This is a genomic window from Pseudomonas sp. UBA1879 (assembly GCF_002338065.1).
Lineage (GTDB): Bacteria > Pseudomonadota > Gammaproteobacteria > Pseudomonadales > Pseudomonadaceae > Aquipseudomonas.
Window position 1 is genome coordinate 98,556 of sequence record NZ_DDHJ01000017.1, and the last position, 14,578, is coordinate 113,133.

At 59.4% G+C, this 14,578-nt stretch carries 12 protein-coding genes and 1 pseudogene; 6 read left to right on the forward strand and 7 right to left on the reverse strand.

Annotated features, from left to right (window positions below; translation table 11 throughout):
• Positions 1 to 187 precede the first annotated feature (187 nt).
• Both fdhA and B3N48_RS19770 read left to right on the forward strand, forming a co-directional pair.
• A complete protein-coding gene (gene fdhA / locus B3N48_RS19765) occupies positions 188 to 1,387 on the forward strand; it encodes a formaldehyde dehydrogenase, glutathione-independent (RefSeq protein ID WP_296186667.1) in 1,200 nt (399 codons plus the stop codon).
• Between the two features lie 512 nt (positions 1,388 to 1,899).
• Positions 1,900 to 2,460, forward strand: coding sequence for a DUF2780 domain-containing protein (locus B3N48_RS19770; protein WP_296186668.1), 561 nt, complete (start codon positions 1,900 to 1,902; stop codon positions 2,458 to 2,460).
• A 248-nt stretch (positions 2,461 to 2,708) separates the two neighbouring features.
• Here B3N48_RS19770 and B3N48_RS19775 read toward each other — a convergent pair whose 3' ends face one another.
• Positions 2,709 to 3,602, reverse strand: coding sequence for an acyltransferase (locus tag B3N48_RS19775; RefSeq protein WP_296186669.1), 894 nt, complete (start codon positions 3,600 to 3,602; stop codon positions 2,709 to 2,711).
• Positions 3,603 to 3,795: 193 nt separating this feature from the next.
• Here B3N48_RS19775 and B3N48_RS19780 point away from each other — a divergent pair, with 193 nt between their 5' ends.
• From B3N48_RS19780 to creD, 4 genes are all read left to right on the forward strand, one after another.
• Positions 3,796 to 4,296, forward strand: a complete 501-nt coding sequence (locus B3N48_RS19780) for an ATP-dependent zinc protease (protein ID WP_093468517.1) — start codon at positions 3,796 to 3,798, stop codon at positions 4,294 to 4,296.
• A gap of 92 nt (positions 4,297 to 4,388) precedes the next feature.
• Positions 4,389 to 5,072 carry a two-component system response regulator CreB gene (gene creB, locus B3N48_RS19785; RefSeq protein WP_296186672.1) on the forward strand — a complete coding sequence of 228 codons (684 nt, stop codon included), beginning with the start codon at positions 4,389 to 4,391 and terminating at the stop codon, positions 5,070 to 5,072.
• Positions 5,072 to 6,493, forward strand: a complete 1,422-nt coding sequence (gene creC, locus B3N48_RS19790) for a two-component system sensor histidine kinase CreC (RefSeq protein ID WP_296186673.1) — start codon at positions 5,072 to 5,074, stop codon at positions 6,491 to 6,493. Before creB ends, creC begins: the two co-directional genes overlap by 1 nt.
• A 199-nt stretch (positions 6,494 to 6,692) precedes the next feature.
• Entirely contained in the window at positions 6,693 to 8,066 is a 1,374-nt protein-coding gene (gene creD / locus B3N48_RS19795) for a cell envelope integrity protein CreD (protein WP_296186674.1), read from the forward strand.
• Positions 8,067 to 8,243: 177 nt separating this feature from the next.
• Here creD and B3N48_RS19800 read toward each other — a convergent pair whose 3' ends face one another.
• From B3N48_RS19800 to B3N48_RS19825, 6 genes and pseudogenes are all read right to left on the reverse strand, one after another.
• Complete coding sequence (locus B3N48_RS19800; RefSeq protein WP_296186822.1) at positions 8,244 to 8,858, reverse strand: glutathione S-transferase; 615 nt, start codon at positions 8,856 to 8,858, stop codon at positions 8,244 to 8,246.
• A 433-nt stretch (positions 8,859 to 9,291) separates the two neighbouring features.
• Complete coding sequence (locus B3N48_RS19805) at positions 9,292 to 9,777, reverse strand: hypothetical protein (RefSeq protein ID WP_296186675.1); 486 nt, start codon at positions 9,775 to 9,777, stop codon at positions 9,292 to 9,294.
• Positions 9,778 to 9,789: 12 nt separating this feature from the next.
• A pseudogene (locus B3N48_RS19810) lies at positions 9,790 to 10,278 on the reverse strand (Hcp family type VI secretion system effector).
• A 280-nt stretch (positions 10,279 to 10,558) separates the two neighbouring features.
• Entirely contained in the window at positions 10,559 to 10,750 is a 192-nt protein-coding gene (locus B3N48_RS19815) for a hypothetical protein (RefSeq protein WP_296186677.1), read from the reverse strand.
• Positions 10,747 to 11,880 carry a PepSY-associated TM helix domain-containing protein gene (locus B3N48_RS19820; RefSeq protein ID WP_296186678.1) on the reverse strand — a complete coding sequence of 378 codons (1,134 nt, stop codon included), beginning with the start codon at positions 11,878 to 11,880 and terminating at the stop codon, positions 10,747 to 10,749. The genes B3N48_RS19815 and B3N48_RS19820 overlap by 4 nt, the downstream gene beginning before the upstream one ends.
• A gap of 82 nt (positions 11,881 to 11,962) precedes the next feature.
• A complete protein-coding gene (locus B3N48_RS19825; RefSeq protein WP_296186681.1) occupies positions 11,963 to 14,398 on the reverse strand; it encodes a TonB-dependent siderophore receptor in 2,436 nt (811 codons plus the stop codon).
• Positions 14,399 to 14,578: the final 180 nt, after the last annotated feature.

The window sequence follows — 14,578 nt, forward strand, 5'->3', positions numbered from 1 at the left end:
CACTCCTACAGGTTATGCGATCCACTGTAGGAGTGAGCTTGCTCGCGATGGCGGATTTACAAGCGACGCAAGATCGAAAAGAACAAACGAACTACCCAGAGCAACCATTGCGTTGCGGCAACACCCAAGCAACGCATTTCTCCGCGACACAGCTGTATCCATAACAACAATTCAGCGAGGTGAAAGCATGTCTGGTAATCGTGGTGTGGTGTATCTCGGCGCAGGCAAGGTCGAAGTACAGAAAATCGACTATCCCAAAATGCAGGACCCACGGGGTCGCAAGATCGAACACGGCGTTATCCTGCGCGTCGTTTCCACCAACATTTGTGGTTCCGACCAACACATGGTTCGCGGCCGTACCACCGCCCAAGTTGGTCTGGTGCTGGGCCACGAAATCACTGGCGAAGTGATCGAGAAGGGCAGCGACGTCGAGAACCTGCAAATCGGCGACCTGGTGTCGGTTCCGTTCAACGTGGCGTGCGGCCGCTGCCGGTCCTGCAAGGAACAACACACCGGTGTCTGCCTGACCGTCAACCCGGCCCGTGCCGGTGGCGCTTACGGTTACGTGGACATGGGCGACTGGACCGGCGGCCAGGCCGAATACGTCCTCGTGCCCTACGCCGACTTCAACCTGCTCAAACTGCCGAACCGTGACAAGGCCATGGAGAAAATCCGCGACCTGACCTGCCTCTCCGACATTCTTCCAACCGGTTACCACGGCGCCGTGACGGCTGGCGTCGGCCCCGGCAGCTCGGTGTACATCGCCGGTGCCGGTCCTGTCGGTCTGGCGGCGGCTGCCTCGGCACGTCTGCTGGGCGCGGCGGTGGTGATCGTCGGCGACGTCAATCCGGTGCGCCTGGCCCACGCCAAGGCGCAAGGTTTCGAAATCGCCGACCTCTCCAAAGACACCCCGCTGCACGAACAGATCGCCGCACTGCTGGGTGAGCCTGAAGTGGACTGCGCTGTGGATGCCGTCGGCTTTGAAGCCCGCGGTCATGGTCATGACGGCGTGAAGTCCGAAGCCCCGGCGACGGTCCTGAACTCCCTGATGGGCGTCGTGCGCGTGGCTGGCAAGATCGGTATTCCGGGTCTGTACGTGACTGAAGACCCGGGCGCCGTGGACGCCGCCGCGAAAGTGGGCAGCCTGAGCATTCGCTTCGGCCTGGGCTGGGCGAAGTCCCACAGCTTCCACACCGGCCAGACGCCGGTGATGAAGTACAACCGCGCCCTGATGCAAGCCATCATGTGGGACCGCATCAACATCGCCGAAGTGGTCGGCGTGCAAGTCATCAGCCTTGACGACGCGCCACGCGGTTATGGCGAATTCGACGCAGGCGTGCCGAAGAAATTCGTGATCGACCCACACAAGATGTTCAGCGCGGCGTAAGCCAGCAGCCAATGCCGGTAAATGAAAGGCGACCTTCGGGTCGCCTTTTTACGTTTGGCGCAGGTCCCAGCTTTAGACGGTGTAAGGCGTTTCCGTATTTGCTTAGGGAATTTTTGATTTCTGTTCCGGCTTGTTTCTGCGAGAGAAGTTGCGTAACGGCGAGCGTTTTGCCAACGCGTTCAGCAAGCGCCCACCCCTCAAAGCGGGATCGGCGCTGTGGACCCGCCAACTCGCGCGGGTTTTCGAGCCGCAACGTTTGATTGAGGTCGCGACGCCGTGAACGACCTTGCCGCGAGGCCTGCTGGCCGTTGAGCAAGGTCTACTTGGTGAGCCCGAGACGGCGCGCATTTCTTCGTTCAAGCCGGGCTTATATCGAGAAAGGTTAAGGGCGCGGCAATTGTCGAGTGTGGGCACACGACGAGGGCGGGCACGTTTGAACTTCCCCCTGAGCAGCGGTCCAACGCGGAGTTATGCCGGCCTTGGCCGGTTCTCCTGTACGTGAGGTTGGCTCAATGAACGTTTCACGCAAACACGCACGCGGCGCTGTTCTGGCGACTCTGATGGCACTCGCCGCGACACCGGCTCTGGCATTCAATCTGAACGACGCGGCCAATGCCGTTTCCAGCGCCACCGGCGGCCAACAGAAAGCCACCGCTGCGCCTGAAGCTGCCGGACTGCTCAACACCCTTGGCACACAACTGAACGTCTCCCCACAGCAAGCCGTCGGCGGCACCGGCGCACTGCTGGGCCTGGCCAAGAACAAACTGTCTGGCAATGATTACTCGCAACTCAGCAAGTCGGTCCCTGGCCTTGACCAACTCGCCGGTACCTCCGCACTTGGCAGCCTCGGCGGGCTGGGTGGCATGCTTGGCAACGCCGGCAGCCAGTCCGCCGTCAACAATGCGCTCGGTAACGTGCAAAGCATGGGCGACGTGACTAAAGCTTTCGGCGCATTGGGCATGGACGGCAGCATGGTCGGCCAGTTCGTCCCGCTGATCTTGCAGTACCTCGGTCAGCAAGGCGCCAGCGGCTCTGCGCTGTCGGCGTTGAGTGGGGTGTGGGGGGCGAAGTGATTTTGCCCACGAAGGCGTGGGCAGCCGCAACACCATCGTCGACAGATGCATCGCCATCGCGAGCAAGCTCACGCCTACACGAAAGGAGCGCTGCTGGAATCTCTGCGTGAAGGCTTGTTGCGGGTGCGCTCGTCCCTCGGGACACCGCAATTGCTGTAGGAGTGAGCTTGCTCGCGAACGGGGCGTGTCAGTCAGCATCGCTGTATCTGATGAACTACTATCGCGGGCAAGCGCGCTCCTGCCACGACTTATCGGGTGGATTCATTCCCACGCAACTCGGCAATCCTCGCGTTTTTTTCGGTCCACAGCCGGTTCACCCAGTCCTGTACGTATTCGCGAAACACCGGGTCGTTTTCGTAGTCGCCTTGCCACAGGGCGGGGTCGAGCTCACGGGTGTTGATGTCGATGATCACTTTGGGGACCCGCCCTGAAATCAGGTCCCAGAAGCCGGGAATGCGCTCGCTGGGATACACGACGGTCACGTCCAGCACGGCGTCGAGTTGTTCTCCCATCGCGGCCAGGACGAATGCCACGCCACCGGCCTTGGGGCGGAGCAGGTAGGGATAGGGTGACCCCTGTTCCGCGTGTTTGGCCGGTGTGAAACGGGTGCCTTCCAGGTAGTTCACCACGGTCACGGGTTGGCGCTTGAACAGCTCGCAGGCTTCCCGGGTGATTTCCAGGTCCTTGCCTTTCAGCTCGGGGTGTTTGGCCAGAAAGGCTTTGGTGTAGCGCTTCATGAACGGGTAGTCGAGCGCCCACCACGCCAGGCCGAGGAACGGCACCCAGATCAGTTCTCTTTTGAGAAAAAATTTGAAAAACGGCGTTCGGCGATTCAGCGCCTGCACCAGCGCCGGAATGTCGACCCACGATTGATGGTTGCTGATCACCAGATACGACGTGTCGTCGCGCAGGCCCTTGTCGCCGTTGATCTCCCACCGGGTCGGGATGCACAGCTTGAAGATCAGCTTGTTGATTTCGGCCCAGGTCTCGGCAATCCACATCACGGCCCACGAGCAGCGGTCGCGCATCTCGCTCTGAAACACCAGTTTGAGCAACGCGAAGACCATCAGCGGCCCGAACAGCACCAGTGTGTTGAGCAGAAGCAGCAGCGTGACAGCGATTCCGGTAAGCAGGTGACGCATAAATCACTCAGGGTTGAGGGAAGGGCAGGCATGATAAGCAGCTTGGGCAATGCAGCCAAATCCAGCGGGTGTGGACAAATGTTTCACGGCGTTACCTGTAACTTGACTTCTTCTTTGTAAGCGAACGAACACCAAAGTTGCGGTCTAAAATCGGGCGCGTTTGATGCCCATCCCATTGCGAGGAATCTGTTACGTGAAATCCCTTCTGGCGCTTCTGTCTTTGCTGGCGTTGCCTGTCATGGCCGCCGAACCGACGTTGTACGGTCGCTACGAGTACATCCAGGTCTCGGAATTTGGTGAGACCTTCAAGGCGAAAATGGACACCGGCGCGCTCACTGCTTCGTTGTCGGCCAAGGATATCGAGCTGTTCAAGCGGGATGGCGACGATTGGGTGCGCTTCCGTCTGGCGACCAAAGACGCCGATAACAAAGTCTACGAACACAAGGTGTCGCGCATCAGCCGGATCAAAGGCCGCTCGGACGGCGAGGACGAGGATGAGCCGGTCGATCCGACCAAACGCCCGGTCGTGGATCTCGAACTGTGCCTGGGTAACGTCAAACGCACTGTTGAAGTGAACCTCGTGGATCGCAGCCACTTCAACTACCCGCTGTTGATCGGGGCCAAGGCGCTGCGTGAGTTCGGTGCCGCGGTGAACCCGGCCCGTCGCTACACCGCTGACAAGCCAGAGTGCTGATAACGGCGCAAGGTTGACGGCAAGCGGCGCGGATTGACGTGTGGTGCTGATATCCGGCACCGTTCCGGCTTTACTCCAAGCGCTCGGATGCCATGCCTCACATTCTGATTGTCGAAGACGAAGCCGCCATCGCCGACACCCTCGTCTATGCCTTGCAGGGCGAGGGTTTCACCACCACTTGGCTGACGCTGGGGCAGGCGGCGGTCGAGCATCAACGCCGGACCCCTGCGGACCTGATCATCCTGGACATCGGCCTGCCCGATATCAGCGGTTTCGAAGCCTGCAAGCAACTGCGCCGTTTCTCCGAAGTACCGGTGATGTTCCTGAGCGCCCGCGATGGCGAACTCGATCGGGTGGTGGGCCTTGAAATCGGTGCAGACGACTATGTGGTCAAGCCCTTCAGCCCTCGGGAAGTCACCGCGCGGGTTCGGGCCATTCTCAAGCGCATGGCGCCTCGGGCCGAGTCACCTTCGCCCACTGCTGGTCATTTTTTGATCGACACCGATCGCATGCTCATTCGCTATCGCGGACAGCCACTGAACCTCACCCGTCACGAATTCCGGCTGCTGCAGTGCTTGCTCAAGCAACCGCAGCGAGTGTTCAGCCGCGAGCAGTTGCTCGATGCGGTCGGCGTGCCCAGCGACGCTGGTTATGAGCGCAGCATCGATAGTCACATCAAGAGCGTGCGGGCCAAATTACGAGTGATCGAGGCCGAAGCGGAGCAGATCCAGACCCATCGCGGCTTGGGCTACAGCTTCAGTCCGGATCGCAGCTGATGCGCCTGAGCATCCGGATTTTTCTGGTCTACGCGCTGTTCATCGGACTGACCGGCTATTTCGTCCTCAGCACGGTGATGAAGGAAGTGCGCCCCGGCGTTCGTCAGTCAACGGAAGAAACGTTGGTCGACACCGCCAACCTGCTCGCCGAAGTCCTGCGCGAAGACGTCAAGAACGGCACCCTGAGCCAAAGCCGATTTCCCGAGGTGCTGAAGGCCTACGGCCTGCGTCAACCCGCCGCGACCATCTGGGGTTTGCCGAAAAATCAGGTGAACAACCGCGTCTATGTCACCGATGCCAAAGGCATCGTGCTGCTCGATTCCAGCGGCGAAGCCGTGGGGCAGGATTATTCCCGTTGGAATGACGTCTACCTGACCTTACGAGGGGAGTACGGTGCGCGCTCGACCCGCAGTGATCCGCAAGACCCGAACTCCTCCGTGATGCACGTCGGCGCGCCGATTCATGACAACGGCCGGATCATCGGCGTTGTAACGGTCGCCAAGCCCAACAGCTCTCTGCAGCCTTATGTGGACCGAACCGAGCGCCGTTTGCTGTGGTATGGCGCGGGGTTGATGGTCTTGGGCTCGATGTTTGCGGCGCTGTTGTCAGGCTGGCTGAGCTATTCGTTACGGCGCCTGACGAGCTATGCGCAGGCGGTGAGCGAAGGGCGGCGCGCCGAGTTGCCGCATTACCGAGGCGGCGAGCTGGCGCAACTCTCACACGCGGTTGAACACATGCGTACGCAGCTGGAGGGCAAAGCCTACGTTGAGCGCTACGTGCATACGTTGACGCATGAGCTGAAGAGCCCGTTGGCGGCCATTCGCGGTGCGACGGAATTGCTTCACGAGGACATGCCCGGCGAGCAACGCCGGCGTTTCATCGACAACATCGACAGTGAAAGCTCACGCATGCAGCAGTTGATCGAGCGGCTGTTGAATCTGGCGACGGTCGAGCAGCGGCAGACGCTGGAGGAGCCTGTCGTGGTGCACGTTGTGGCGTTGGTTGATGACATTCTCGCCGCCCAGTGGGGGCGAATCGAACGCAAGCAGTTGAAGATCGAGCAACTGATCACGCCTGGCCTGTGCATCACCGGCGAACCTTTTCTATTGCGGCAGGCGCTCGCCAACTTGCTGGAGAATGCGCTGGATTTCACCCCGAACGACGGCACATTACGATTCACTGCCGAACAAGAGGGCGAGCGGGTGCGTGTCAGCCTGTTCAACAGCGCCGACGCCATTCCTGACTACGCATTGCCACGTCTGAGCGAGCGCTTTTATTCGCTGCCAAGGCCTGACAGTGGCCGTAAAAGCACGGGACTTGGACTCAATTTCGTTGAGGAAGTCGCACAGCTGCACGGTGGTGAACTGCGTATTGGCAATGTTGAAGGCGGCGTGCGAGTGGTTCTGACGCTCGCGACCTGATGCCTGGGGGGCGGGCTTGTTGGCGAATGTATTGGGTCAGCGGCGTGGCAGTTGGCTGACATATCGGCTTCGTCAGCAAGCGGGTCCCACGGCCTTCGGCCAGATACCACCGGATTTCTCCACACACTCTCCATATTCACCCCATCATCCCTCCACATCGGCTTTGCACACTCTCCCCATCGAAAACCGGGAGAGTCGCATGAACAAAGGCATGTCGTTGTACAAACTGGGAATGATCGGGTTGCTGATGCTGCTCCTGCTGATTCCGCTGATGATGATCAACGGGATCATTCAGGACCGACAGGGTCGGCGCAGCGTTGTGATCCACGACATCGCTCGCAGTTCCAGCTATAGCCAACAACTGACCGGCCCCGTGCTGATCGTGCCTTATCGCAGGACCATTCAGGTGTCTCGCCACAGCGACGTCACTCAACAACGTTACGAAGAGCCCGTCGAAGAGCGAGGGCGGCTGTATTTTCTCCCCGATCAATTCGCCCTCGACGGCGAGGTCCAGACTGAGGTCCGCGCGCGGGGCATTTACGAGGCGCGGCTGTATCACGCGACCAACACAATCAAGGGCAATTTCGTTTTGCCTGAACGTTTCGGGTTAGGCGACGCGTACAAGAACTACCGTTTTGACGAGCCGTTCCTGGCGATTGGCATCAGCGACGTCCGTGGGATTGAAGACGGTTTGAAACTGGACCTGAACGGCAAAAAATTCGATTTCGTGCCCGGCACGGATGTTCCGCTGCTCGGTGAGGGCGTAAGGGTCATGCTGCCAACGGAAAACGGCGCTGAAAACAGGACGCTGAGCTTCGCGTTCGATCTGCGCCTGCAAGGCACTGGGCAGCTTCAGGTCACGCCCGTGGGCAAATCCAGCCGCGTGGCTCTGTCAGCCGACTGGCCGCACCCCAGCTTCATCGGCGATTACCTGCCCAGCGCTCGCAACGTGTCCGACACCGGTTTCACTGCCACTTGGGAAACCTCGTTCTTTTCGACCAATGTGCAGGACATTCTCAATCACTGCTCGGCGTCGAAAATTTGCGCTGAGCTCACGGCCCGCAGCTTCGGCGTCAGCTTCATCTCACCGGTCGATCAGTACCTGAAGGCGGATCGCTCGATCAAATACGCGCTGCTGTTCATCGCGCTGACGTTCGCTGGTTTCCTGCTGTTCGAAGTGCTCAAGGGGCTGGCCGTACACCCGGTTCAATACGCGCTGGTCGGCGCGGCGCTGGCGCTGTTTTACCTGCTGCTATTGTCGCTGTCTGAGCACATCGGTTTTGGTCTGGCGTACCTGCTGTCCGCCACGGTCTGCGTCGCGCTCATCAGCTTTTACGTCTCCCATGTGCTGGGCGGCGTGGTCCATGGGGTCGGTTTCGGTATCGGACTTGGCACGCTGTACGCGTTGCTCTATGGGTTGCTCAGTGCTGAGGATTACGCATTGCTGATGGGCTCGCTGCTGCTGTTCGGTTTGCTGGGGGTGTTCATGGTGCTGACCCGCAAACTCGATTGGTACGCCATCGCACAACGCCCGGCCAAACCTGCCGACGTCCCTTCGGGGGTGGCCGAATGAGTCGCTGGCTGGGGTTGCGGGAGGATCAGCAGTTAGGCGAGCGGCTTTCAGGATGGCTTGCCCAAGAACTCAATGTGATCTGTAGGAGCGCGCTCGCCCGCGATGGGGGTGGGTCAGTGCCACCATCGCGGGCAGGTATCAAGCGCTCGCGGGCAAGCGCGCCCCTACAGGCAACACTCAAACGGGTGGCTGTGTTTCCAACATCGACGGGCGCTGGCTGACATCGTAATACCAGCTGGCCAAACGGGAGTAGGTGCTGCGCCAGCCCAGATCCGGCTGGCGAAAGTCCAGATAGCCCAGGCCACAGGCGAGGCTGATCGAGGCAATGTCAAAGTGCGCGCTCAACTCAGTCACAGCCTCGTTTTCGAAATACTCCAGGGAGCGGGCAATCTTCTCGCTCTGGTTCGCCAGCCATTCCTCCCACTGTTTGTCTTGAGGGCGAAGAAAGGTCTCGTAGCGGATCAACACGGCAGCGTCGAGCACCGCGTCGGCCAACGACGCCAAGGTCAAACGCCGCCAGCGAGCCGAGCCTTCTCGCGGGATCAGCGGATTGCCGACGTGCTGATGGTCCAGATAATCGAGGATCACTCGGCTGTCGTGGATGACGTGGTTGTCCGCGAGAACCAGCGCGGGGATTTTTCCGCAGGGATTGTCGTGGCACACCTCGGGGTTTGGATTGACGGGCGTGACATTCACCGGCTTGAGGTTGACCCTGCCTGTCTGTCCCGTTTCGTGAAGCAGAACCCGCACTTTGCGCGAGAATGGCGAGGCCGGGTTGTGATACAGCGTCATGCTGGGAGACATGGACATTCCTCTGAGCGAACCGGCCTTAAGACTAGTCAGAGGCTTGATGCCATGCAATGTCTCGCTGTCGCGTGCGGATCGATAAATTCGATCCGTTCGCAATTTTCCAATAAGCAGCAGACCTTGCGTCGATCCTCGGTGCAGCCTTGCGGTGCGAATGGCTACTTGGGTTTTTCGTTACGCCACCAGCTGTATATCAGCAGGTCCACCCCAAGAAAAAAGATGCCAAAGAGCAGCATTTGATAATCCACAAAGTACGTAGCCTGTACCTCTTCCACAGCGACAATCCATGAAATCACGTATTTGAAGTAGAAGGTGATAAGCGCAAGACCTGCCAGGCATTGATAGAACCTAGGTATCACGATTCGATGCACACCCCAGGTTACAATCGCTACGATTGCGAGAGATATACACGTCCCCACTAGCGGCCGCCGTTTACTTTAATAACCAAAGATGCTGACGACCGTTGTGGGCCGATACCACCTGACACTTGAGCGTCAATACTGACGATGACGTCCCCGGCGTGAAAGTTTGGCAGCCTTTTTTTGGTCGCTGAGGAGGTTGATACTCCCGCGATTTTTGCTGCAACGCTACCCAAAGATGACGCCAGTTTTCCACCCATATAGCCAACCAGACTTGCTATCGTAGCTTTCTGCTCGTTGAGCAAGTCAGCAGAGGCTCGGCTCATAGGGTGTGATACTCCAAGCACCATCCGGCAAGGCCGCCCTTGCGCGGGCATTCGATCGTACGTTTCCTCTATCAGCCGGGTGACTTCGTAGTTGCTACTGGTTATCTCCGGGAACTTGATCGTTCTCAAGGCTACTGCATCGCCCGGCTGCACGGTGAAGTGAATGAGGGTAAACACGACACCGTAATGCCCGACATGTTGAGTGCGTTCGAATTCCATGACATGCCCCACTCAGCAATATTGCTTGTTGCCGATCCTGTCCCATCCGCCAGTCACGGTACCTGCAGCGCTGCCATCATTTCTTTTTTGCAGGGTGTAGGTTGAGCGGATTCGGCCATAGTTGAGTTGGATGAGCTCGGTGGGAAGACCGCCGTTGGCGTGCTGGTTGTATTCAGCGATGATCACTTCTTCGAGAATGATTTCGTAGAACTTCATCTTGTCGCCCCCTGCACGATGCACGGAAAGCTTCACTTCTTTGAAGTGCTCTCCAGCGCAGTTGGCTGCCATCAATTTGCAGCTCGACCTGTCCAGCGTTTTGGTCAGTGTCAAATTGCTCAGCGTGGTCCGTCCTCATGTCGCGCCGCCTGCTGAGCTCGCCGTCACGGACGCGCTCTGATAGCTGCCGAATGAATACCCGGTGATTTCAATCCAGTCCTTGCATTGTTCATCCAGGGCTTCGCCAGGAATGCCTTCAATCTTTAAAAAAGCGTCGAGCGCCATGTTGTGCTTCCCTGTCGCTATTAAGGATCCCCTGTCAGGGCTCAACACTGATCGTAGCAATGGGGCGCGCTTGCTTGAGGGGCTTAAGGGCCGGGGGAGGTAGGACGTGTTATAGCGTTTTGAGGGTGTTTTCTGACAGCCATGTCAGGTCTTTAATCGGGCGGTGTCTGGCGGGATGCGATGGGCGAGCGCCGATACCCGCATCTCTGCCCATCGTTGTTGCGAACAGGTTTGAACACGGGTTCTGTGTGTCAATCGTGCAAACGCAGGTTTCTCAAGGTTATACCCGTTTGCGCACCACCAGTCCCTTGAGGCTCAGCCACGCCGGGATGCCCATGCCGACCCAAGACAGCACATCCCACGCGCCGTCGCCCAGAAGCGCAGCGAACAGGCCGGCGGCGGTCAGGGCGGCGATCCAGGTCGGTTTGCCGAAGGTCTTCCAGAACGCCGAATGTTTCTTATGTCGGGTCATGCCGCCTCCACTGCCTGACGCACAGTGGCGGTCGCGGCTGCTCGTCGGCGCACCCACCAGAGATACAGGCCGCTGCTGAGCACGATGATGGTCAGCACATCCAGCACGCCCCAAAGGATCTTCATCGGCATGCCGCCGTAATCGCCGAAGTGCAGCGGTTGCGACAGTAGCAGCGCATCCATGTACCACGGGCTGCTGACGATGGCCGTGACGGTCAGGTCTTTCGCGTCGATCAGCACGGGCGTCAGCAAGTGCGACGTCAGGTGCGTGTCGCCTTTCATGAACACCGCGTAGTGATGCTCGCTGGAGAAACGCGAACCGGGAAACGCGATGAACGAAGGCTCGGCACCGGGCACGGTGGATTTAGCGATATCCAGCAAACGGGACGCTGGAGCCCGATCGGTCAGCGGCGGCGCGTCTTTGTAGGGCGCGACCATGGCGGCCAGTGAGTCGTTGCGCCATTGGGCAATCACCAGGTCCGCGCAGGCGTTGAGTACCCCGGTGACGCCCACTACGGTCGCCCACGTCAGCGTCACCACGCCAATCAGGTTATGCAGGTCGAGCCAGCGCACGCGGTTCGATTTGTTCGGGCGAACGGTGGCGAAATCCAACCGACGCATGAACGGCGCGTACAGCACGACGCCTGAAACAATCGCTAATACAAAAAGCAGCCCCATGAAGGCCAGCAGCAGCTTGCCGGGCAGCCCGGCGTACATGTCGACGTGCAAACGCAGCATCACCATCATGAAGCCGCCATTGGCCGAAGGCGTCTCGACCGCTTCGCCGGTGCGCGCGTCGAGCATGAAGGTGTGCGTGTCGTTAGGGTCGCCGCCCGCGGTTTTGCCCATGAAGGCATACATGCCATTGGGCTCGTCTTCGTCCCAGCCGAAGTACTGCACGACTTCGCCAGGGCGGTGGGCTTCGGCCGCTGTGACCAGCTGCTGAAGGTCCATGCGCGGCGTGTTGGCGGGCATTTCTTTGATGTCAGGCGCATCGCCGAGCAGGTGCTCGATCTCGTGATGAAACACCAGCGGCAAGCCGGTGATCGATAGCATCAGTAGAAACAGCGTGCAGACCAGGCTGCTCCACGTGTGGATGAACGACCAGCGGCGGATGGTTTGGCTCTTCATGGTGCGGGTACCGGGTTGAGCGAAAGCAAAAGGGCCGCTATTGCGAGCGGCCCTTGTTTTACGGCTTCAGGAGTTTAAACGATTACCATTTGTAGTTCACGCTGGCGAGTACATTGCGGCGGTCGCCGTAGTAGCAGTAGAAGCCGTCGCAGGTGGAGATGTATTCCTTGTCGAAGACGTTGTTGGCATTTAGCGCCACGCTCACGCCTTTCAGCGAGTTGCTCATGCGGCCCAGATCGTAATGAACGGCAGCGTCGTACACGGTGTAGGCGTTGCTGTGGCCGTAATTCGAATCTGCAACAAAGCCGTAGCTGCCAATGGCGATGTTGTCGGTCTCGCCGATGTAACGCGCGCCGAAGCCCAAGCCGAAGCCATCGAGCAGACCGGTGTGCCACGTGTAGTCAGCCCAGATGGAAGCGGCATTTTCAGGCGTCAGCGGCAATGGACGGTTCTTGTCCAGGGGGTCCGTGACTTTGGTCATCTTGCTGTTGGCGTAGGTGTAAGACGCTGTCACCTTCAGATTGTCGGTGACGTTACCCACGGCTTCCAGTTCGAAGCCGCGGACTTTCGCTTCGCCCAAAGGACGCTGCACGCCCAGTATGTCGCTGAGCACGATGTCGCGGCGGGTCAGGTCGTAAGCCGCTGCGGTGAACAGCAGATCAGTGCCCGGAGGCTGGTATTTGATGCCCGCTTCGTATTGCTTGCCAGTGCCTGGCTTGAACGCGTTGCCATTGGCCCCACCTTGTTCGGCCTGAAACGACTCGGCGTAGGACACGTAGGGTGTGAAGCCAGAATCGAAGACGTAGCTCAGTGCGGCGTTGCCGGTGAAGGCGCTGTCGGTGCGGTCGTCCGACTGATTGGAGTTGTAGAACGTGCTGTCGGTTTTGAGCAGATCCTGACGGCCACCCAGGGTCAGACGCCAGTTATCGAGGGTCATCTGGTCCTGAACGTAGACCCCGAAGTCATCGGTTTTCTGGTTGTAGTTCTGGAACGCTGTGTAGGCAACGTTGCTGAAATCCTGGCCATAAATCGGGCGAACGATATTGCTGGTCGGCGCGCTGCCGTACAGCCACTTGTAGTTGTGATTGATGCGCTGATAGTCGGCACCCAGCAACACGGTGTGCTTGATCGCGCCGGTATCGAAGTCGGCCTGGAAATTGTTGTCGAAGGCGAACTGGCTCATGTCCTCGTTCACGACATTGGCGCCACGTTGCACCGTTCCGTCATCTGACACGGAGCCGAAGTAACCACCCGCCGTGATGGTGTGAAAGGTCAGGTCGCTTTTGGTGTAACGCAGGTTCTGTTTGAACTGCCAGACATCGTTCAGGCGCGTTTCAAAGGCATAACCCAGTGCGTAATAGGTCTTGTCGTAGTTTTCCCACTTCGGGTCGCCGAGGTTCTCGTGGTACTTGATCCGGCCAACGGCAGAGGGGTATTTGGTGCCTTCGATTGGCAGGAACTGGCTGGTGACGCCCGTATCGTCCCGGTTGAACATGCTGAGCAGCGTCAGCTTGGTATCCGGGTTGATGTTCCAGGTCAGGCTCGGGGCAATGTTGTAGCGTTTGTCGTCTGTGTGATCGATCTGGGTACCGCTGTCACGCACCACGCCGCTGACGCGGTATTCGAAGGTGTCCGCATCATCGATCTTGCCGGTGCTGTCGAAGCTGATCTGTTTGCGGTTGTAGCTGCCGACCTGAGCCTGGATTTCATGGCTGGCTTCGGCTTGTGGGCGACGGCTGACCATGTCGATCATGCCGCCGGGCGGGGTCTGGCCGTAGACCGAGGACGCCGGACCGCGCAGCACGGCAACGCGCTCCAGGTCCCAGGTTTCCATTTTCGGCATGACGTAGGCGCCTTTCGGCAGCGGCAGGCCGTCGAGGAATTGCGTGGGTTCGAAGCCGCGGATCTTCAGCCATTCGGCGCGGCTATCGCTGCCGTAGCTGCTGGCGACCACGCCGGGCATGTAGCGCACGGCATCGTCCAGGTTCTGTACGGCGCGGTCCTGCATCTGCTGGCGAGTGGCAACGGAGATCGAGCGCGGGGCTTCGGCCAGCGCGGTATCTGTTTTGGTGCCCGCAGCGGTGCGGGTGGCGGCATAGCCCTCGACCGGCCCCCACGCGCTCTCGAACCCGTCCTGACGACCCTGGATGCTGGTTTCAGGCAGCGCCATCACACCTTCCGGCGCAGCGACCAGGCTGTACGTGCCTGCCGTCGTCTGACTCAGTTGCAGTCCCGTGCCCCGCAGTGCCTGAGCCATCGCGGTTGGCGCATCGAACTGGCCCTGTACCGGCGCTGACGTACGACCCGCGGCCAGCGACGGATCCAGCGACAGCGCGATGCCTGACTGGCTTGCGATCTGAGTCAAGGTCGTGGAGAGCGGGGCTGCAGGCAGGTTGTACGCACGAACGCTAGACGCCTGCGAAGCGGCCATGACGTGCGTACTTGCGAACGGCACAGCGAGGGCAACGGCGACCGCCAACAGGCTGGGTCGCAGGAGGGTTTGAAGCGTGCGGGACATGGGCGGCTCCTGAGTGGAATTGTTATCAATGCCTATGTGCCGCACGAAAGTTGAAAAGTGATAGGGCCGAACGAAAATAATTTAGATTTACAATTTTGACCGTTCTCAAGGTTTACAACGGCTTACCTCTGTGGGTGTGAGCTTGCTTACGAATGCGCGCGTGCAGTCGCAGTCTTCGCG